This window comes from Alkalimonas collagenimarina (assembly GCF_030717845.1).
Classification (GTDB): domain Bacteria; phylum Pseudomonadota; class Gammaproteobacteria; order Enterobacterales; family Alteromonadaceae; genus Alkalimonas; species Alkalimonas collagenimarina.
The window spans coordinates 32,133-53,428 of the sequence record NZ_JAUZVZ010000004.1 but is presented as its reverse complement, the minus strand read 5'-3'; the positions used below and the strand labels follow the sequence as shown (position 1 = coordinate 53,428).

General features: G+C 46.4%; 13 protein-coding genes. 12 read left to right on the top strand and 1 reads right to left on the bottom strand.

Annotated features, from left to right (window positions below):
* The first annotated feature begins 251 nt into the window (after positions 1–251).
* From Q3O60_RS03575 to cls, 8 genes are all read left to right on the top strand, one after another.
* Positions 252–2,327, top strand: a complete 2,076-nt coding sequence (locus Q3O60_RS03575) for a DUF1302 domain-containing protein (RefSeq protein WP_305892536.1) — start codon at positions 252–254, stop codon at positions 2,325–2,327.
* 15 nt (positions 2,328–2,342) lie between these two features.
* On the top strand, positions 2,343–3,704 hold the full coding sequence (locus Q3O60_RS03570) for a DUF1329 domain-containing protein (protein ID WP_369812623.1): 1,362 nt from the start codon (positions 2,343–2,345) through the stop codon (positions 3,702–3,704).
* Between the two features lie 69 nt (positions 3,705–3,773).
* Positions 3,774–4,805, top strand: a complete 1,032-nt coding sequence (locus Q3O60_RS03565) for a WD40/YVTN/BNR-like repeat-containing protein (RefSeq protein ID WP_305892535.1) — start codon at positions 3,774–3,776, stop codon at positions 4,803–4,805.
* 3 nt (positions 4,806–4,808) lie between these two features.
* Positions 4,809–7,127 (top strand): efflux RND transporter permease subunit, encoded by a 2,319-nt coding sequence (locus tag Q3O60_RS03560; protein ID WP_305892534.1) that lies wholly within the window; start codon positions 4,809–4,811, stop codon positions 7,125–7,127.
* 239 nt (positions 7,128–7,366) lie between these two features.
* On the top strand, positions 7,367–12,205 hold the full coding sequence (locus Q3O60_RS03555) for an NAD-glutamate dehydrogenase (RefSeq protein WP_305892533.1): 4,839 nt from the start codon (positions 7,367–7,369) through the stop codon (positions 12,203–12,205).
* Positions 12,206–12,275: 70 nt separating this feature from the next.
* On the top strand, positions 12,276–13,286 hold the full coding sequence (pyrD, locus tag Q3O60_RS03550; RefSeq protein WP_305892532.1) for a quinone-dependent dihydroorotate dehydrogenase: 1,011 nt from the start codon (positions 12,276–12,278) through the stop codon (positions 13,284–13,286).
* 132 nt (positions 13,287–13,418) lie between these two features.
* Positions 13,419–13,934, top strand: coding sequence for a cell division protein ZapC domain-containing protein (locus tag Q3O60_RS03545; protein ID WP_305892531.1), 516 nt, complete (start codon positions 13,419–13,421; stop codon positions 13,932–13,934).
* 202 nt (positions 13,935–14,136) lie between these two features.
* A complete protein-coding gene (gene cls, locus Q3O60_RS03540) occupies positions 14,137–15,528 on the top strand; it encodes a cardiolipin synthase (RefSeq protein WP_369812626.1) in 1,392 nt (463 codons plus the stop codon).
* 8 nt (positions 15,529–15,536) lie between these two features.
* On the opposite strand, the gene Q3O60_RS03535 is transcribed toward cls, so the two are convergent.
* On the bottom strand, positions 15,537–16,739 hold the full coding sequence (locus Q3O60_RS03535) for an alanine racemase (RefSeq protein WP_305892529.1): 1,203 nt from the start codon (positions 16,737–16,739) through the stop codon (positions 15,537–15,539).
* Between the two features lie 172 nt (positions 16,740–16,911).
* On the opposite strand from Q3O60_RS03535, the gene Q3O60_RS03530 reads away from it, so the two are divergent.
* The 4 genes from Q3O60_RS03530 to Q3O60_RS03515 are packed head-to-tail and all read left to right on the top strand — an operon-like array spanning position 16,912 to position 21,271.
* The gene (locus Q3O60_RS03530; RefSeq protein ID WP_305892528.1) at positions 16,912–17,775 is read left to right on the top strand and encodes an SIS domain-containing protein; all 864 of its coding nucleotides are present in this window, start codon (positions 16,912–16,914) and stop codon (positions 17,773–17,775) included.
* 13 nt (positions 17,776–17,788) lie between these two features.
* Complete coding sequence (locus tag Q3O60_RS03525) at positions 17,789–18,190, top strand: RidA family protein (protein WP_305892527.1); 402 nt, start codon at positions 17,789–17,791, stop codon at positions 18,188–18,190.
* A 49-nt stretch (positions 18,191–18,239) separates the two neighbouring features.
* Positions 18,240–19,799 carry a sodium:solute symporter family protein gene (locus tag Q3O60_RS03520; RefSeq protein WP_305892526.1) on the top strand — a complete coding sequence of 520 codons (1,560 nt, stop codon included), beginning with the start codon at positions 18,240–18,242 and terminating at the stop codon, positions 19,797–19,799.
* Positions 19,799–21,271, top strand: a complete 1,473-nt coding sequence (locus Q3O60_RS03515; protein WP_305892645.1) for a M81 family metallopeptidase — start codon at positions 19,799–19,801, stop codon at positions 21,269–21,271. Before Q3O60_RS03520 ends, Q3O60_RS03515 begins: the two co-directional genes overlap by 1 nt.
* The last annotated feature ends 25 nt before the right edge of the window (positions 21,272–21,296 follow it).

Here is a 21,296-nt window from a genome sequence, read left to right as displayed (position 1 = left end):
TATAAATTTCATCATCTTAGTGATTAAGTTTGGTTTTTTTCAAATGCTGATTAAACTAAGAGGAAGCTTTCTGTTATCTATTTTGTGTAGAGATACAAAAAACAACTAGAAATCAACAGATTTACGCGTTGAGAAGCCTTGCGAAGCATTAAAAATGATGTAATTATTTTAGTTATCTGCGCTGAACTCCGAGGAGTGACCAGTGAGTAAAACAATAACAATGACCTGCATAGACAGGGGGGAGACTGCAAATGAATAAAAGGCCAAATCGTTTTATTAAAAAGCCTATTGCGCTAGGGGTGGCTTCCGCACTTTTGGCGTTAACAGCCAGTGCTGCACAAGCCGCCAGCTTTCAGGTAGGTGATGTAGACATTCAATTTGATTCCACCTTCTCCTATGGAGCAAGTTGGCGTGCCCAGGATCGAGATTGGGATCAAATCAGTAAAGTTAATCATCCTCGTTTTGACTGGACCGGTTACAATGCAGCGACCAATGTCATCTATCCAGCTGCAGATATCTGGCAACAACCAGGTGCCTACTCCAGCAATGGTGATGCAGGCAACTTGAATTATGATCGTGGTGACATGTTCAGTAGCATGTTAAAAGGAACCCATGACTTGTCTATTCGAAAAGACAACATTGGTTTGTTCACTCGCTTCATGTATTTTTATGATTTTGCCCAACGCTCAAGCAATTACGCATACACCAACCCACTGTCTGGCCAACAAGTTGATCCTTGTAACGATAAACGATCACGCGAGTTGAGTTGTCGTGATTTTCGTTTGCTCGATGCCTACGTATACGGTAATTTCAGCTTTAACGATGGTATGAACCCATTGACCATTCGTCTTGGCCAGCAAGTATTGAGTTGGGGTGAAAGTACCTTTATTCCACATGGTATTAATATTACGCCGGTTGATGTCGGTATTCTTCGCTCTCCCGGAGCTGATTTAAAAGAAGCCTTTATTCCAGTAGGGATGTTGACGGTTGCCGTTGGTCTGACTGACAATTTATCGACCGAGTTCTTTTATCAGTACGATTGGGAAAATAGTTACCTGCCATCACCTGGTACTTACTTTTCGACCAACGATTTTGCCGGTCAAGGTGGGCATACTCAGAATATTCAGTTAGGTTTTGCTGGTAACCCGGATATTGATTTGGACTTCCTGCTACAAAACCTAAATCAACTCGGTACTCTGGTCGCTACCGGGGCGGTTGACCCGGCTACAGCGGCTCAGCTCTATCTTGCCTATCCGACCAAGGTCGCACTGCGTCCTTATGGTTCTGCAGGTGAGCTTAAACCTAAAAATGGTGGTCAGTATGGGGTGAAGTTTGAATACTTTGCGCCGCAGTTGAATGATACCGAGTTTGCCGTTTATTACATGAATTATCATAGTCGTGTGCCGGTTATTTCCGGTAAGGCGTCTGATTTCAGACAAGCTGCTCTCGGTGCAGATATTGGTTTTCTGGCACAAAATGCTGGTCAGCTAGATAAGCACAATATTACTTCGTTACAAGCGTTCTCTCATGGTTTACTTGAATACCCTGAAGACATCCAATTGTATGGTTTTAGCTTTAATACTACGGTCGGTACTACCTCCGTCGCTGGTGAAATAGCACATCGTAGAGATGAACCGTTGCAAATCGATGATGTTGAGATTCTATATGCTGGCATGCCTGAGCAACTGGCTAATGCCGGGTTGCGTCCTGAGCTGGCAGGTATTTCTCAATTGGGTCGTGAAGACGGCAATAAGGTGCAACCCGGAGCGAATGCTCAGGGATTCATCCTGCGAGATAGCACTCAAGCACAAATGACTTTTACTCACTTGTTTGGTCCTGCTCTGGGCAGCGATAACTTCACCATGCTTGCTGAAGTCGGTGCAGTGAAAATTCATAGCATGCCAGACCAAAGCGTGTTGCGCTTGAATGGCCCTAATACCGATCGCAGTGGTGCTCCCTTGATTGGTGATAACGGACCATCTGAAGGGCTACATATCGCTTTATCTGATGGCCCTGAGCCGAATCCTTTCCCGACAGCATCCGCATGGGGCTATCGGATCTTTGCCCAAGCTCAATACAACAACGTGTTTTCTGGCGTCAACATGGTACAACGGCTTAATTTTGCCCATGATGTGAATGGCATTACACCCGATCCTTTGTTCATGTTTGTTGAAGGCAGAAAATCGCTGGGTTATACCATTGGTTTTGACTATCTGAACCGTTGGTCTGGCGAGTTGTCTTATAACTGGTTCTGGGGTGGTGTGGGTACGACCAACAACCTGTCAGACCGTGATTTTGTTTCTTTTAATATTAAATACTCAATTTAAGGGACGAGAACGATTATGAAAAAACTCACCCTCCTGGCCTCAGCTGTGGCCATGATCGTTAGCTGCAGTGCTTTGGCGAAAATTACACCAGAGCAAGCTGCTCGTCTGAATGCTGATTTAACACCTGTTGGTGCAGAACGTGCGGGTAATGCCGATGGCACAATCCCCGAGTGGACTGGCGGTATTCTCACTGTACCTGAAGGCTATACTCCGGGCGATCACCACCCGGATCCATTTGCTGATGATGATGTCTTGTTTGTTATTGATAAAAGCAATATTGAAGAACACAAAGATGCATTAAGCCCCGGCCAACTGGCGCTATTTGATTTGTATCCTGATACATTTCGTATGCCGGTGTACCCAACTCGCCGTTCGGCGTCTTTTCCTCAGTACTTCTATGATGCGACCAAGCAAATTGCTACTGAAGCTGAGTTGGTCGAAAATGGTAACGGCTTGGCCAATGCGGCTATTGGCATTCCATTTCCGATCCCAAGCAATGGTTTAGAGGCGATTTGGAATCATATCGTGCGTTATCGTGGCGTTGCTGCTACTCGAAATGGTGGTCAAGCAGCACCAACAGCGAGTGGTGCATTTACCTTTATCGGCTTTGATGAACAAATCATGTTTAAGTATTCGCATCCAGATGCGACGCCTGAAACCCTGATGGCAGAAAACATTTTGTTTCGTTTTAAGCAAAGTGTCACGTCACCAGCTCGCCTTGCCGGTACGGCCTTGCTGGTCCATGAAACCATGGACCAAATTCAAACCCCACGTCAAGCGTGGACCTACAATACAGGACAGCGCCGGGTGCGTCGTGCACCAAATGTAGCGTATGATGCACCAGGTACCGCATCGGATGGTTTACGTACTACCGATGATTTCGATATGTTTAACGGCTCACCCGATCGTTATAATTGGGAGCTGAAAGGCAAAAAAGAAATGTACATTCCGTACAACAGCTATAAGTTGCATAGCAATGATTTGAGCTACAGCGATATTCTGATGCCGGGTCATATTAATCCTGAGCACACACGCTATGAGCGTCATCGGGTCTGGGTTGTGGAAGCGACGCTAAAAGATGGTATGCGCCATGTTTATGGCAAGCGCGTTTTCTACATTGATGAAGATAGCTGGCAGATCCATGTTGCTGATTTGTATGACAACCGTGGCGATTTGTACCGGGTCGCTTTTGCTCATGGTTTGAATTACTACGAAGTGCCCACGCACTGGAGTACATTAGAAGTCTATCATGATCTGAATTCTCGTCGTTACATAGCCCTTGGCCTTGATAACGAAGATCGGATGTACGATTTCTCTGTTACACTAAATGATAATGACTTTACTCCTGCAGCATTGCGCCGTGAAGGCGTTCGTTAAACTGCAGTAGCCCGAAGCAAAACGGCTGACTGGTTCAGCCGTTTTCCATTACTATCGAGATGATATTTCATGAAATTTGCCTGTCACTTCCGTTCCTTTGTGGTATGCCTGATTGCACTATTTCCAATGGCTAAAGGATACGCTTCACCACAGCCTCAGCCTGCTGTGAAAGCGGTATTAGCAGCTCAATCGTTGTTAACAGATATTGTGGTGCTGGAAAATAATCGGTTGGTTGCAGTAGGGGAGCGAGGTCATATTATTTGGAGTGATGATGGTGTTGTCTGGCAGCAAGCAGACGTTCCTGTTCGCTCGAATTTAACTGCCGTGTATTTTATTGATGATCGATATGGCTGGGCCGTCGGTCATGATGCCAGCATCGTGCATAGTGCGGATGGCGGCGAAAGTTGGCAGTTGCAACAGTTTGCTCCAGAGTTAGATAAGCCGCTGCTGGATATTGTATTTAAAGATACTTACCACGGACTTGCGATAGGTGCTTACGGTTTACTATTTCGGACTCAGGATGGTGGTCAAAGCTGGCAGAGTGAGTCTCACATTGAGTTGCTTGATGAAGATGAACAAGATTATTTGTTAGAGCTTAAAGATGACGATCCTGAATTGTACGCTCTGGAGTTAAGTGCAATATTTCCTCACTTTAATCGCCTGTATCGAGATGATGATCTACTTTTAATGGTTGGAGAGGCGGGCTTTTTTGCCATCAGTGAAGATTTTGGTATGCATTGGGAAATGCAAGATGCCTTTTACCATGGGTCTTTATTTGATATAGCCATGCTTAGCTCTGAACATTGGCTGGCTGTTGGCCTAAGAGGTCATATCTTTTTAACCGAAGATGAAGGCGACTCTTGGCAGGAAATCGTCCTGAGCTCGCAAGCGACCATTAACAGTATCATTACGGTTGATGATGTTGTCTTTCTATCGGGAAACGCTGGCTTGTGGGCAACCAGCGCAGATGGTGGTCTATCATTTAGTGCCATGACTGCTGCTGAAGGGCGGCCTATCGTTAATGCTGTTCCTTATCAAGATAACATGATCCTGGTCACTGAACTGGGTATCCAAATCCTAGACTTGAAGAAGCCTGAATAACGTATGAGTTTAAATCGTATTATCAATAAAGTAGAGTATGCTCTGTTTCGTCACCGGGCTGCTGTGTTAGTACTTTTTGTACTGGGCACGTTGTATTTATTGTTTAAAGCTACTCAAATCCAGTTGGATGCTGGTTTTAGTAAAAATATACCTTTACAGCACGAGTACATGCATACCTATGTAAAGCATGAACAAGATTTTGGTGGGGCCAACAATATTTTGGTCTCCATGTGCGATGCTAGTGGCGATATTTTTAATGCCAATTTCTTTGATTCTCTGCGGCGTACTCATGATCAGCTCTACTACATTCCGGGCGTAAACCGGGTTCAGGTTCGTTCACTCTTTAGCCCGAGTACTCGTTTTGTCGAAGTGGTTGAGGATGGCTTTGCCGGTGGGCCAGTGATCCCTGCTGACTTTGTGCCAGATCAGCGTGGCTTGGCTCGCGTAAAAGAAAATGTTGAAAAGGCGGGCATTGTTGGTCGTATGGTGGCTGATGACTACAGCTGCGCCATGATCAATGCGCAGCTTCTTGAAATTGATCCTTCCACTAACGAACGTGTCGATACCATACAATTTGCTTCTACCCTCGAACAAGAAATCCGCAACCAGTTTGAAACTGATGACATTAGTATTCATATCATTGGCTTTGCCAAGATGGTAGGTGATGTTGCTGAAGGTGCCAAAGGCGTATTGACCTTCTTTGCTATTGCCATTGCTATCACTGCTGTAATGGTATTTTTCTTTTCTGGCTCGTTAATGCTGACGATGTTGCCGATTGCGTGTTCCTTGATTGCTGTCATTTGGCAAATGGGTTTGTTGTCAGTGATAGGTTTTGGTATTGATCCAATGTCCATACTCGTGCCATTCCTTGTGTTCGCTATTGGCGTAAGTCATGGCGTCCAGATGATTAACTCCACCGGCAAACGAGTTGCATCAGGAATGGATGCAAAGACAGCTGCACAATCGAGCTTCCGCAAGCTCTTGGTACCTGGTGGTGTCGCGTTGCTGTCAGATACTGTTGGCTTCCTGACCTTACTGACCATCGAAATTGGTGTTATTCGTGAGTTAGCGATTACCGCCAGTTTAGGGGTGGCAGTGATTATTTTAACCAACTTAATTTTACTGCCGGTGTTGATGTCGTATGTCCGATTTAGCAAAAAATATCAACAACGTGCCGCTTTAGGTAGCCCAACTGCGGATCGGGTATGGCATCATTTGTCAGCGGTTGCAACGAAACCTGTTGCTGCTGTTGTGTTGGTGATCACTACCTTGTTATTTATAGCTGCCAGTATTCAAAGCCAGCAGCTGAAAATAGGTGATTTGCATGCTGGTGCTCCAGCGTTGCATGAGCATTCACGCTACAACCAGGATACCTTTTTAATCACGGATCGCTTTGCTATAACCGTTGATTACATCAACATCATGGTTGAAACGGTACCGAATGCTTGTACTCATCATGACATCATGCAGCGTATTGATGACTTTCAATGGCAAATGGTCAATGTACCTGGTGTGCAATCAGGTGTGTCACTTGCATCGGTCGCGAAAAGCATTAATGCAGGTTACAACGAAGGCAATGTCAAATGGCGGGTATTGCCACGCAATACACAAAGTCTGGTGCAGGCTTCCGCTCAGGTTGAAACCAGCAGTGGCTTATTGAACCGTGACTGCTCTGTCATGCCTATCATGTTATTCCTTGAAGATCACAAAGCTGAAACATTAAGCCGGGTGGTCGCTGAAGCTAAAAAGTTAGCGCTTGAGCTGGGTGATGATGATACTCGATTTATGCTGGCATCAGGTCCGGCGGGGGTTATGGCTGCAACCAATGAAGCGGTTTCCGCTGCACAGCGTCCAATGATGTGGTATGTCTATGGTGCGGTCATCATATTATGTCTGTTAAGCTTCCGTTCTGGTCGAGCTACCGCGGCTGTGGTTATCCCTTTGTATGTGGTCTCTATGATGGCGATGGCATTAATGACCTTGTTGCAGATCGGTTTGACGGTATCAACCTTGCCGGTGATTGCATTGGGTGTAGGTATTGGTGTTGATTATGGTATTTATATCGTCTCAAGCATGAGCCAGATGCTTAAAGATCGAGTTCCGATGCGTCAGGCCTATTACGAAGCATTAAAAGAGCGTGGTAGTGCGGTGCTCTTTACCGGGGTTACCTTAGCGATTGGGGTGAGTACATGGGTCTTCTCAGCACTTAAATTTCAAGTGGATATGGGGATATTACTGACCTTTATGTTCTTGGTGAATATGCTGGGCGCTATTTTGGTGCTTCCTGCCTTAGCTGCCTTCTTCTGGCCTAAGAATAAATGACGAAGTTGCTAAAAAACTTTTTGCATGACTAAACACGAAAATGGCCGAAAGGCCATTTTCTATTTAGACGAAATGCATAAGTTGTCATAACTAATTGAAACCACTGGTTGCACCAGTGGGAAACGCTGAAATAAAGCTCGAAAACCGCTACAATACTGGCTACACTTCGCAGCTAACACGTAAGTTCGTGTAAGTTGAATCATGCCCTTAGCGTCATGACGTAAATAAAGGATATGAAAATGGCACTGATAGACGGTCAACCTTCTGTACTACTACAAAACGTAAAAAAATTAATTCAACAAAAAGTGAAAGAGCAACCTGAACTGGTGGCGAAGTTCGCTACTATCTTGTATGGCAGTATTGCCAGCGAGGATCTCATCGGACGCAACGATAGTGATTTGTATGGCGCCGCTTTAAGTTTGTGGAAAACATTTAATAACAAGCATCAAGACGGTGCTGAAATTCGAGTGTTTAATCCAGAAATTAGCCGTCATGGTTGGGAGTCTAAACACACCATTGTCGAGATAGTGGTGCATGATATGCCTTTTCTGGTTGATTCTGTCCGCATGGCTCTCACGCGTCAAAATATCTCTGCCCATTTCTTTGTCCATATGCCATTACAAGCGAAGCGCTCTGAGCAAGGTGCCATTACTGACTTTGATAAGTTAGGCGCAAAAAGTGCGGCAGATACCAAACAAACCGTCTTTCATATTGAGATTGATCGCCAAACAGACAAAGCAGCTGTAGAGCAATTGACTCAAGAGCTGCATTCCGTGATGGAAGATGTTTCGTTATCGGTGCAAGATTGGCAACAAGTGCGCGAAAAACTAAAAACAGTGATCCAGCACTTACCGAAGTCGAGCGATAAAGACAAAACCAATCAGCGCAAGGATCATATTGATTTCCTGAATTGGCTGGTAAAAGACAACTTTACTTTTCTTGGTTATCGCGAATATAAGATTAAGCCTGTTAAGGGCGATTATCGTATTGAAGGTGTGCAGGACAGCGCACTGGGTTTAATGCGTCGCGCAGACTCCAAAGACCTGATGTTATCTGAGCTGCCTGAGCATGCTCGTCATCAGGCACTGGATCAATCGTTATTGATCCTGACAAAAACCAATCATAAGTCCCGGGTGCATCGGCCGGCGTACATCGATTACGTTGGTGTAAAACAATTTAATGACAAGGGCGAGGTGATTGGTGAGCATCGCTTTATTGGCTTGTACTCGGCCACCCTGTACAACAATAGTGCTGGTGATATTCCATTGCTAAAATCTAAGCTTGCTCAGGTGATGGAGTTATCTGAATTTACCGTTGGTACCCATGCTTATAAAGCACTGCTTAATATTCTTGAAACCTACCCACGAGACGAGCTGATTCAGGCAACGGCAGATGACTTGCTGGATGTAGCTATGGGTGTGTTGCAGATGCAAGAGCGAGATATGACCCGGGTTTTCATGCGTAAAGATACCTTTGGTCGCTTCGTTTCTGCCATGGTGTATGTACCACGAGAGCGATACAACACGCAGTTACGAAAAGATACCCAGCTTATTTTCCAGCAATCTCTTCGTACTGACGAACCGGTTGAGTTTACCACCTTCTTTTCTGAGTCGGTATTGGCGAGAACTCACTACATCATTCGAATTAACGATAATCATGTCGAGCTAAATGTGAAAGAAATTGAACGCAATCTGATAGAAGCCGCCCGTACCTGGGAAGATAAACTCGAATCTGCTTTGGTTGGTGTTTATGGCGAAGCGAAAGGGCGAGAGTTGGCTCGAAAATATGTCAATGCCTTCCCGCGCGGCTATAAAGAAGAAATGCTGCCAAACGATGCTCTGGTTGATATCGGTAAAATTGAAGCACTTAATGAAGATCATACGCTTGAGATGCTGTTTTATCAGCCGCAAGAAGAAAAAACGAACAGTAAGGCTGTACGTTTAAACCTGTTCCATAAAGACAAGCCGATTCATTTATCCGACGTGTTGCCGATGCTGGAAAACTTCGGCTTGCGTGTGATTGGTGAAACGCCTTACTCAGTGCGTTGCCCTGCAGGAAGTGTCAGCTGGATCCTAAATTTCACCATGGAATTAAATTGTGAATTAACGCACGATTTTGAACAAGCACAGCAGGGCTTTCAAAGCTCTTTTGCTAAGGTATGGGCTGGTGAGTTGGAAGATGATGGCTTTAACCGCTTAATCTTAGCGGCAGGCTTAACGGGGCGCGAAGCTGCACTGCTAAGGGCCATTGCGAAGTACAAACGCCAGATTGGCGGTACGTTCAGCCAGAGCTATATTGAGAGTACCTTCAGCCGGTACCCACAACTTGCTCGACTGATTGTTCAGCTCTTTAATGGCAAGTTTTCACCAACAGAAAAAGTCAGTGCCAAAGCTATAGAGAAATTGGAGCAAGAGATTTCAGAGCAGTTGGAGCATGTAGCCAATCTGGATGATGATCGTATTATTCGTCGCTTTGTCGAAGTGGTGAATGCCATTCTTCGTACCAACTACTTCCAGCCTGATCAGCAAGGCGTTGAAAAGCCGTATATCTCGATGAAGATCAAACCTGATTTGATCCCAGATATTCCGTTGCCAGTGCCAGCCTATGAAATTTTTGTCTATTCGCCGCGGGTAGAAGGCGTACATTTACGCTTTGGTAAAGTAGCACGTGGTGGCTTACGCTGGTCGGATCGTCGCGAAGATTTCCGCACCGAAGTACTAGGCCTGGTGAAAGCGCAACAGGTGAAAAATACCGTGATTGTCCCCGTTGGTGCCAAAGGGGGCTTTGTTTGTAAAAAACTGCCCGAAACCGGTGGGCGGGAAGCCTTTATCAACGAAGGCAAAAATTGTTACCGTACCTTTATTCGTGGTTTGTTGGATGTTACCGATAACATCATTAAAGGCGAGATTGTACCGCCAAAAGATGTGGTGCGTTTGGATGAAGACGATGCCTATCTGGTGGTTGCTGCCGACAAAGGTACGGCTACTTTCTCAGATATTTCCAATGGTATTTCTGAAGAGTATGGTTTCTGGATGGGCGATGCTTTTGCCTCTGGTGGCTCGAATGGTTACGATCACAAAGGCATGGGTATTACCGCACGTGGTGCCTGGGAGTCGGTGAAACGTCACTTCCGGGAAATAGGTGTGGATTGTCAGACGACTGATTTTACCTGTGTCGCTATCGGCGATATGGCCGGTGATGTGTTTGGAAATGGCATGTTGCTATCGAAACATATTCGCTTGCAAGCTGCCTTTAACCACATGCATATCTTTATTGATCCTACACCGGACTCAGCAAGTTCTTACAAAGAGCGCGAACGGATGTTCAATCTGCCATCCTCAACCTGGGAAGATTACGATCAGTCCTTACTTTCTGAAGGCGGTGGTATTTTCTTACGCAGTGCGAAATCGATTAAGCTCACGCCGCAAATGAAAAAAATGCTGGGTACCAGCAAAGCTACAATGACACCAACCGAGTTGATCCGTGCCTGTCTTGCCATGCCAGTGGATCTGATTTGGAATGGTGGTATCGGTACTTACATGAAAGCAAGCGGCGAGAGCCATGCGGAAGTCGGCGATCGAGGCACTGAAGCATTGCGATTAAATGGCAATGAGTTCCGCGCTAAAATCTTTGGTGAGGGTGGCAATTTAGGTGCCACTCAACGCGGACGAATTGAGTATGCTGCACAAGGCGGTCGCATTAATACTGACTTTATCGATAATGTTGGCGGCGTCGATTGTTCTGATAACGAAGTTAATATTAAGATTTTGCTCAATACACTGGTTGCTGCCGGTGATTTAACCTTGAAGCAGCGCAATAAACTGCTGGTCGATATGACCGATGATGTGGCGAGCTTAGTGATTGAAGACTGTTACCAACAAACCGAAAGTATTTCCATTTCAGGTTTATTGGGTGCGGATCAACTGAAAGAATACACGCGTTTTATTCATACGCTGGAAAAAGAAGGCAAGTTGAACCGTGAGCTGGAGTTTTTGCCTTCAGATGATGAACTATCTGATCGTATGGCAAAAGGCATGGGCTTAACACGACCTGAGCTTTCTATTCTAACTGCTTATGGCAAGATGGTGTTGAAAGAACAGTTGGTGTTACCGGAAATATACGATAACCCATACTTTAAGCAGCTGCTATTTAAAGCGTTCCCGGATTTACTGCAGAAAAAATACAGTAAACAAATGGAGCAGCATCCGCTGAAAGGGGAAATCATTGCGACCAAGTTGGCCAATATACTGGTGAACGAAATGGGGCCAAACTTTGCTCAGCGCATGAGTGAAGAGACTGGGAGCTCTATCGGTGAGTTGATGTTGTGTTATGCCATGGCGCGTGATTTGCTCGATATTCCGCATCACTGGGAGATTTTGCAGCAACTGGATAATAAGATTCCTGCCAGCTTACAAACCAAGTTGCAATTCCAGTTACGTCGCATCTTACGCCGAGCCACTCGTTGGTTCCTTCGCCATCGCAATAAAGCACTGGATATTCAGCAAACGCTCGACTTCTTCAAGCCGTCGTTTAAAGAGCTTTCGGCTAATCTGGCCAACTACATGGCAGAAAAGGAAATGGCTCAGCTGGATCGCAACAAGAAAAGTTATCAGGAGCAGGGGATCCCAGCCGAAACTGCGCAGTTCCTTGCTTATCTGAGCACCGTGTTCTCAGTGATGGATATTGCTCAGGTTGCCGATGCAGAGCAAACCAGTCTGCCATTGGTTTCGGAAATTTACTTTAAACTAGGCGATCGTTTGGATCTGCACTGGTTCCTGGAACAAATTACCCAGCAACCGGTGGCGAATCATTGGCAAGCATTGGCACGTGCCAGTTACCGCGAAGAGCTGGACTGGCAGCAACGCGCCTTAGCGGCTGTGGTGGTGCGTAGCTGTGGTGGTGCTTGTGATGCAGAGTCAGTGATCCAAAATTGGCTGGATGAGCACGATGCGCTTCTTGAACGCTGGAGAATGATGCTGGCTGAATTTAAAACGACCAAAAGCCATGAGTTTGCTAAGTTCTCAGTCGCTTTGCGTGAATTGATGTTACTTAGTCATCACTGTGAGCCTGTCAAATAACTGCAAGAGCAGTTAAAATACAACCCCGGCCTTGAGCCGGGGTTTTTGTAGCTGATTGGAGTCTTTGCAGATGTTTTATCCACTTGCCCGTTCCCTGATGTTTGCCTGTGATGCTGAGCGCTCACACAACCTTGCCTTAGGTTCATTGAAACGATTAGCGCATACTCCGTTTGCCATAGCCTGGCGTCAGCAATTAGAAGCCAAGCCCGTGACGGTAGCCGGCATTCAGTTTGATAACCCGATTGGTCTGGCAGCCGGCTTGGATAAAAATGCGGATTGCATCGATGCGTTTGGTCAGATGGGATTTGGCTTTATTGAAGTAGGCACTGTGACCCCAAGGCCTCAAGCAGGTAATGATAAACCACGGATCTTTCGTTTACCGCAGTCTCAGGCCATCATAAATCGCATGGGCTTTAACAATAAAGGCGTGGATTATTTGGTAGATAATGTTAAAAAATCCAGTTATCAAGGGGTGCTGGGTATCAATATTGGTAAGAATAAAGACACGCCAAACGAACAAGGCAAAGACGATTATGTGCATTGCATGCGAAAAGTATATGCGCATGCAGGCTATATTACTGTCAATATATCTTCACCGAATACGCCCGGACTACGTGAGTTGCAGTATGGTGATGCGCTCGATGATTTATTGCAGACGGTACGCCATGAGCAGCTGGATTTGCAGGCTCAATTTGATAAGTATGTACCTATTTTTGTTAAAATTGCACCGGATATGGACGGTTCTGAAGTTCAGCAGGTCGCTCAGGCGTTGCTACGGAACAAAATGGATGGGGCTATTGCTACCAATACCACTTTAGATCGCAGCTTGGTTCAAGGGCAAAAATATGCAGAAGAGTCGGGTGGACTGAGTGGCTTACCTGTCCAGCAAAAAAGTACTGAAGTATTACAGCAGCTTCGTCAGGCTCTGGGTGCAGACTTTCCTTTGATCGGCGTGGGCGGCATTGTAGATGGGGCTTCGGCAAAAGCAAAAATAGATGCCGGTGCAAATTTAGTCCAATGCTACACGGGCTTTATCTACCGAGGGCCGGGCTTACTTAAAGAGATCATTCAAGCGATCTAATCGGATCCATAGTTGCTTATAAGGATCCTGACAGGATCCTTTTTTGTTAGATGAAATTCGAATTTCACTTTGATCATAACTTGTTATACTTGTACCAAATGATCAATCATTCTAATTACTTAGGGATATCCTATGTTGTCACCCACTGAACGCTGGAGCTGGTACCATTGCACTGAGCGGAATCAATTGGTGCTGGATATCAATACTGAGTTAGCATTCCCTGTTCCATTTTCTTCTCACTTGCTGCAGCTGCCGCAATCTGCTCAGGCTTTTACCATGCAAGATGCTGAGCACTATTGGCTGATGCTTGAAGCTTTAGCGGAGACTGGACTAACTAATGAACAGCAGTTGTACTTTACCCTGACAGGATTAGCGGCATTAAATTTTATGCGTCCACAAGGACACAAAAGCTGGTATTTTGCCGACATTGCTAACAGTAAAAGTGTGCAACCCTTGCAAATAGCGGAACTGGTTGGTCAGCAGTTGGTGAAGGTTTTAATTCTGCAAACCGATGCTGATTGTGCAGAGTGCCTGTTGCTGGAGGAGGTAAGTAGTTTAACCGGTAAAGTCATTGCTGCTGGAACCGTCTTGCGCATACTCAATTCACGTTTACGTCCTATACAACCATTGCTGCGTAAGTCAGCCTGAGCTCTTTCTGCTTATTTTGTTGTCCCAAATGTTTAACTGCTATAGTATCGCTTTGTTGCCAAATAGGTAGGATACAGCATTCGTTACTATGTTTAAAAAAATCTCAGCTCTGATCCGTCAATTAGCGGGTAAGCCTTTACCTGCTATTCCAGGTGTTCCTGTGCTGAGTAAACGACGACGTTTTGCAGTTGCTATTTTACTGATGTTTCATATTCTTGGTGCTTTATCTTCTTTAGATGCGTTGATGTCATCGCGTACCTCTCAAGGCAGTATTGCCTGGATCATTTCACTCAATACCTTTCCCTATGTTTCTGTACCCGTGTACTGGATTTTTGGCCGACCAAAATTCCAAGGTTATATCATTTCCCGTCGAGAAACTGATTCTGATCTTTGGCTAAAACATCAGCTCAAAATGTCTACCGTTGATCGTTTTCAACTTCATAATAGTCGCATTCGCGGCAATATGCAGGCGGTCGAGTCTTTGGCAAAAATGCCATTTTTGACGGGCAATCACATTGAGTATCTGGTGGATGGCCAACAAAAGTTTGACAGTATATTTGCGGGCATCCGCGAGGCTGAAGATTATGTTTTAGCGCAGTATTACATTATTCGTAATGATGAAATTGGCCAGCAGTTTCAGCAAGCGCTGATTGATAAAGCGCAACAAGGGGTGCCGGTCTATCTGTTGTACGATGAGATTGGTAGTTATCGGTTGGGGCGTCATTATCTGCGTCAACTGGAACAGGCAGGGGTTAAGGTTCGGCCTTTCCACTCCACCAAGGGGCCGGGTAATCGTTTCCAGTTGAATTTCCGAAACCATCGTAAACTGGTGATCACAGATGGTAAGCATGCTTGGCTTGGTGGTGCCAATATCGGTGATGAGTATTTAGGGCAAAGTCTACGCTATGGAAATTGGCGCGATACCCATTTAAAAATCAGTGGTCCTGCGGTCATGAGTGTGCAGTTGTCCTTTGTTGAGGATTGGCATTGGGCCAGTGAGGTGATCCCTGAATTAAACTGGGAGCCGGTGGTATCTGAAAAGGGAGACTTGCCTATTTTGATTCTCCCTTCCGGGCCCGCTGATCGCCATGAAACTGCCAGTTTGATGATGCAGCATGTGATCAACAGCGCAGCCGAGCGTTTTTGGATTTCCAGCCCATACTTTGTGCCTGATGAAGGCGTACTGTCTGCTCTTAAGCTTGCTGCACTACGCGGCGTAGATGTGCGGATCCTGATCCCTGAGCGCACCGATAACTATTTGGTCTATCTCGCCGCCTATGCATTTGTCGCTCCACTCATTGAGCTTGGCATTGAAATACACCGTTATCAGGATGGGGTACTGCATGCTAAGAGTTTTCTGATTGATCATCATCTAAGCAGTGTCGGCACGGTGAATCTGGACAATCGTTCATTCCGGTTAAATTTTGAGATCACGGCCCTGATAGGCGGTGAAGAGCCAAATCAGCAACTGGAACAGATCTTTCAAGACGACTTCGATGGCTCTCGTATCATGACCATCGAAGAAATTGAAAGTAAATCGCTATTTTTCCGGGCTCTTTCCCGAGCTGCTTACCTAATGGCTCCAGTACTTTAATACTGAGACTAAAAAAATGTCTCTATAGTTTCGAGTAGATGGTAGTCATCATCCACCAACCATATACATCGCCATTTATCGAAGGTCAAGCAGGGATGAGAGCTTCCTAGCACAACCATGTCACCCACTTGTGGTTGTACCGCGGAGCTATAGTGCCAAAATGCATGCTGATCCATGACCTTGGTGGTTTCACAGTGCTGTAAGTCGACGTTTCGCTTTTTTCCATGACGGTACAAGGCTATCACTTGCGGCAGTCCTGCATCGAAAGCGACATCGCGTTTGCCAAGCCCCAGAACGGCTTTGCCTTTCTCTGGGATGGATTGTATAAAAGCAACCAGCTCCAGTGCAGGGATTAAATCCCCGTTAAGCTGTATTGCGAGGGCACTTCGTTGTTTAATCTGCTGCTGCGCTTGATGATATAATTGATGATCGTGTGTGATGTAGCAGCCTGGACGAATCACAGGTGTTATGAAGTCTGGCAGTGCTAATCGTGCAAAGCTTTCAGCGACTACATCGTACCAGACGGAGCCGGCACCAGTCAGCAGAGCCGTATGGTGTTGCAATAAGCCATCAGCATGCAGTTGAAGACAAAAGCCCCCGGCTTGTTGAACCCAAGACTCAACCGATGCTTTATCTTTAGCCACTCCCTCGTAAAACTCAACCCCAGCCAGTTGTATACCTTCTAGTGCATGGATGGATTCGGCCAACTGTCTGGCTTGCTTTTGATCCCGCACACCACAGCGGCCATCACTAATGCCAATTTCTACCAGGCACGCTAATTCAAGCTGTTGCTGTAAAAAGAAGGTCGCCAGTGTTTCGGCATTAGTCACACTATCAACGCAGCAATAAATATCCAATCCTTGGGCCAATAACTCAGCGACCAAAGCCATATTGGCTTGCCCCAGTAATTGATTCGCGATAATGATACGCCGTGCCCCTGCCTGGGCTGCAATTTGTGCCTGATAAGCAGTTGCCACTGTGATACCCCAAGCGCCTGCTTTAAGCTGGCGTTTGAATAGAGCAGGGGCCATAGTCGTTTTCCCATGCGGGGCTAAACAAACCGATGATTGGTCAGCAAATCGCTGCATCCACTCGATATTATTATCTACAGCAGATCGTTTAAGAATAGCTGCCGGCAAAGCGACCACGTCCTCAAAAATATTTGTATTGAGTGGCGAGCGGAGGGTATGGGCTGCTTTATGTTTCATCATAATTAAGAAAGCCTTGGTTACATCAGCATGGCTACACCAGCACTCTACTCGACTGGTGGATAGCAAAATCTGAATTTGCTGTTTACTTTTATCTCATCATGGTACAAAGTATCATCCATAGTTTCCAGTAATTATTGGTTTTTATATATTGCTTCTATAAAGAGCTTCATTTATGACTTTTGAGATTGATATTTTATCACGCATTTCAGAGCGGTTTGTTGAGATGAGTGAGTCGGAGCAGCGTGTCGCACAGCTGATCTTAAATAACGTAAAAATGGCGACAGAATCGAATATTGCGCAATTAGCAAAGAATGCTGGTGTGAGTCAGGCGACGGTGACACGCTTTGCACGCAGTGTCGATTGCAGGGATGTTCGCCAACTTAAGGTGAAGCTCGCACAGTCTCTGGCGGTTGGGCAACGGTTTATCGAAGAAACGCCCGATCTTGATGGTATTCATGGCGTCTATGAAGCGATAAAAAACACCTTAGATAGTAGCCGAAAACTGTTAAAAGAAGCCGATGTTAACCTGGCGGTTAGTTGGTTAACTCAATCAAGAATGACGCTTTGTCTTGGCATGGGGGGAGGGTCTTCCATCGGTTCTCTGGAGCTGCAAAACCGTCTTTTCCGGTTTGGCTTGCCCATTAGCAGCTATCAAGACGGTTTATTGTGCCGGATGGTTGCCGCTTCTGTGGAGCCTAATGATGTGGTGGTGGTGATTTCACTGACTGGACATACGCCTGAAATCATTGATGCAGCAGCGATTGCCAGGCAATACGATGCCAGAGTGATTGCCATTACCAAGCCTGATTCGCCACTGGCAGAGCATGCTGACTTACTACTACCGGTATTAGCTCCTGAAACGGACTATATCTTTAAACCATCAGCCTCACGTTATGCCATGCTGGCAATTATTGATGTGTTAGCCACCGAAGTAGCAAAAATGAATAAGCGACGCTCTCGAGATAAATTACGGCGCGTTAAATTATCGCTCGATAGCCACCGAGGTGGTGATGAGCGTCAACCGTTAGGGGATTAAGCGGAGAATAATGATGAGTATTCAGCGATATGGGGTGAGTAGTAACACCGGAACCGGTGGTCAGCAGTTGCCATTTTCGAAGGCCGTTGCGGCAGGTGGTTGGCTGTATGTCTCGGGCCAAACCCCGATGCGCGATGGTGAAATCGTGGAAGGCGGAATTGTTGAGCAGTCAAGGCTGGCTTTGCAGAACTGCATTGATATCATGCAGGAAGCGCATTTTGCTCTAGAAGATATTGTGCATGTAAAAGTGTATCTGACCGATGCTCGTTATTTTGCCTCGTTTAACCGAGTCTTCGCCGAGTTTTTTGCTTCAGCTCCGCCAGCTCGAATTTGCGCTGTTGCTGATTTAGTGGTGGATTGCAAAGTTGAGGTTGATTTAACGTGCTACAGCGCTGATCGGATTGAACACAAATGACAGCGATGTCATTTTCAGTGCTGTGGTGGCCTGGACTCAGGGGGAGGGTATGACGACAACTCTGTTTTTCAGCGCATTTGGTGTTTATTTGTTGGCGCTTATTGTCTTAAGCAGCTGGCTGGCAAAGCGCCAGAAAAGCGGCGATGATTTTTTGTTGGCTGGTCGCTCTGTTTCTGCGCCTTTAACCTTGGGTACCACGGTAGCCACCATGATTGGAACCGGCACCAGCATGGGGGCCGTCGGATACGCTTACACCAACAGCTGGGCTGGTATGTTGTATGGTGTCGGTGGCGCAGCGGGGATCTTATTGACGGCTTGGCTATTTGCCCCAGTACGACGATATGGCTTTATGACCATGAGCGAAGAGCTGTCATTTTATGTTGGCGCGAATTCAATCATTCGCTTTACCAGCGCAGTGCTTATCTTTATAGCATCACTAGGTTGGTTAGGCGCGCATCTTATTGGCGGGGCTTTGTATCTCAGTTGGGCAACCGGTATGGATTTAGACTCAGCTAAAATCATGATTGCTGTGGCATTTACTACCTATATCGTCATTGGTGGCTACACCGCAGTGGTCTGGACGGATTCTTTGATGGCAATCGTGCTTTTTGCTGGTTTTGTGATGATGGCAATGGTCATTATGCAGCAATCTGGAGGTGCCGTGATGCTGATGGAGCAAGTACCAGCGGAACACCAGGGCTGGCAAGCATTAACTCACATTGGTGTAATCCCTGCGCTTTCATTGGCCGCGGTCATTGCGATTGGTGTGATGGCTACGCCTTCATTCCGCCAGCGCATCTACTCAGGAAAAAGCGTGTCCACGGTACGGCGGTCATTTGTTATCGCTGGTTTGCTGTATCTGGCATTTGCCGCCTTACCCGCCATTATTGGTATTGCTGCTCGAATTTCAGAGCCTGAACTTGCCAATCACCAGTTTGCTTTTGCGACCATGGCGGTGACGGCGCTGCCGGCATTGCTAGCGTTGGTGGTCTTGATAGCAGGCGTATCGGCAACGCTGACATCGGCCAGTTCTGATGCAATGGCTGCGGTCACGATTTTTATACGTGATCTGGTTCAACAGCTGCATCCTACTGGCTTAAGCCAGAACAGAATTATTTTGTTGGCACGCTGTGCCTTAGTGGCCATAGCCGCTCTGGCTTTGAGTATGGCGTTGTTATCTGATGATTTAATTCATTACATCACCAGCTTAATCGCTACTGTGATGTCCGGACTTTGTGCTACGGCGTTATTAGGCCGGTTTTGGCCGCGTTTCAATGCCTGTGGCGCGCTGGCTGCATTGCTCAGTGCGATGTTAACTTCGCTGGTTATTTTGCTCACCCCAGCTTGGTTGGTGTATTGGGGTAACCCGAGCATACCGGCTTTATCCGTCGCCATTGCTATGGGGGTACTGGTCAGCCTGATCACCAAAGCAGAGGCCGTATCTACCCTTACGGCATTAAGGCGAATTAAAACTGAGCGTCAACAACTTATGCACTCAGTTAAGCACTTGGTGGCATCACCCTCTGGCCCCCCTCATTCAGCCACCAATCTATCAATACCCAATCAGCCTGACAGCAAGGCTGAAGGGCGTGGAGAACTTGATTCATGATGCGGATTTTTACGGCTTCTTTAGCCACTGAAACCAATACCTTTTCCCCCATGTTTACCGATATGAATAGTTTCCGATCCAGCTTTTATGCCAAGCCTGGTGAGCACCCGGATACACCAACTTTATGCAGTGCTCCTTTAATTGCTTGCCGTGAAAAGGCTGTGCAATATGACTTCGAGTTGATAGAAGGAAGTTGCAGCTGGGCGGAGCCGGGTGGGCTGTTGAATCGCCAGACCTATGAATATTTGCGAGATGAATTATTACAGCAGTTGCAGCAGGCACTGCCGGTTGATGCAGTGATCCTTGGCTTGCATGGTGCGATGGTTGCACAGGGCTATGATGACTGTGAAGGTGATTTACTTCACCGTATCCGTCAGATAGTTGGTGACAAGGTAGTCATTGCTGCTGAGCTGGACCCACACAGCCACTTGACCCAAAAGCGCATGGCAGCTGCTAATGTACTGATCGCATTTAAGGAATTCCCCCACATTGATTTTATGGATCGAGCTCGTGAGTTGGTTGATATAGCTATTGCCGCTGTGCAGCAAAAGGTGAAGCCATGCATTAGTCATTTTGACTGCAAAATGATCGCGGTATTGCCGACGAGCACTGAGCCGATGAAATCCTTTATTCATAAAGTCAGACAATTGGAGTTATTGCCTGATGTATTGTCTATTTCTGTTATTCATGGCTTTATGGCGGGTGACGTTCCGGAAATGGGCTGTCAGATTTTAGTGATCACCGATAACCATGCTGAGCTGGGAGAGCGGTTAGCTCGGCAGTTGGGTGAGGAGTTATTTTCATTTCGCGGCAAAACCATGCCGGAGATGCTGTCGGTACAGCAGGGGGTGGCCGAGTTATGCGCTAGCAGGAAAGGCCCTGTGGTGCTAGCTGATGTTTGGGATAATCCTGGGGGTGGGGTTGCGGGCGATGGTACTTTATTGTTGCATGAGGTGATTCGTAGCAAAGTAACTCAGGTTGCTTTTGGCACAATCTGGGACCCTATGGCGGTACAATTGTGCTTTGCTGCTGGTGAAGGGGCTGAGATCCCATTACGATTTGGCGGCAAAAGCTGTGCCACGGCAGGTGACCCGGTTGATAAAGTCGTCGTGGTGAAGGCGTTAAAAGAAACTGCTTTTCAACGTTTTGGTGGTAGTGATGTCCCCATGGGAGCTTGTGCATGGATCCACTTTGACGGCATTGATGTGATCCTTAATAGCAACCGCTGCCAGTCGTTTGACCCAAGTTTGTTTCAGGTTATGGGGATTGACCCGGCACTACGGCATGGGCTCGTTGTCAAATCGACCAATCATTTTTATCAGGGGTTTTCTAAGGTAGCCAGCGCTATTATCTATATCGATGCTGAAGCGCCGTATCCAAGCAACCCATGTTTAAATCAATACAAGAAGCTAAAGCGTCCAATTTGGCCTATTGTCGATAACCCTCATCAGACTGAGCAGGTGGCGAGTTAACATCCAAACTCTACTAGTAACACAA

Coding starts and splice junctions, on each gene's coding strand:
- Q3O60_RS03575 (WP_305892536.1), top strand. CDS start 252: ATGAATAAAAGGCCAAATCGTTTTATTAAAAAGCCTATTGCGCTAGGG.
- Q3O60_RS03570 (WP_369812623.1), top strand. CDS start 2,343: ATGAAAAAACTCACCCTCCTGGCCTCAGCTGTGGCCATGATCGTTAGC.
- Q3O60_RS03565 (WP_305892535.1), top strand. CDS start 3,774: ATGAAATTTGCCTGTCACTTCCGTTCCTTTGTGGTATGCCTGATTGCA.
- Q3O60_RS03560 (WP_305892534.1), top strand. CDS start 4,809: ATGAGTTTAAATCGTATTATCAATAAAGTAGAGTATGCTCTGTTTCGT.
- Q3O60_RS03555 (WP_305892533.1), top strand. CDS start 7,367: ATGGCACTGATAGACGGTCAACCTTCTGTACTACTACAAAACGTAAAA.
- pyrD (WP_305892532.1), top strand. CDS start 12,276: ATGTTTTATCCACTTGCCCGTTCCCTGATGTTTGCCTGTGATGCTGAG.
- Q3O60_RS03545 (WP_305892531.1), top strand. CDS start 13,419: ATGTTGTCACCCACTGAACGCTGGAGCTGGTACCATTGCACTGAGCGG.
- cls (WP_369812626.1), top strand. CDS start 14,137: ATGTTTCATATTCTTGGTGCTTTATCTTCTTTAGATGCGTTGATGTCA.
- Q3O60_RS03535 (WP_305892529.1), bottom strand. CDS start 16,739: ATGATGAAACATAAAGCAGCCCATACCCTCCGCTCGCCACTCAATACA.
- Q3O60_RS03530 (WP_305892528.1), top strand. CDS start 16,912: ATGACTTTTGAGATTGATATTTTATCACGCATTTCAGAGCGGTTTGTT.
- Q3O60_RS03525 (WP_305892527.1), top strand. CDS start 17,789: ATGAGTATTCAGCGATATGGGGTGAGTAGTAACACCGGAACCGGTGGT.
- Q3O60_RS03520 (WP_305892526.1), top strand. CDS start 18,240: ATGACGACAACTCTGTTTTTCAGCGCATTTGGTGTTTATTTGTTGGCG.
- Q3O60_RS03515 (WP_305892645.1), top strand. CDS start 19,799: ATGCGGATTTTTACGGCTTCTTTAGCCACTGAAACCAATACCTTTTCC.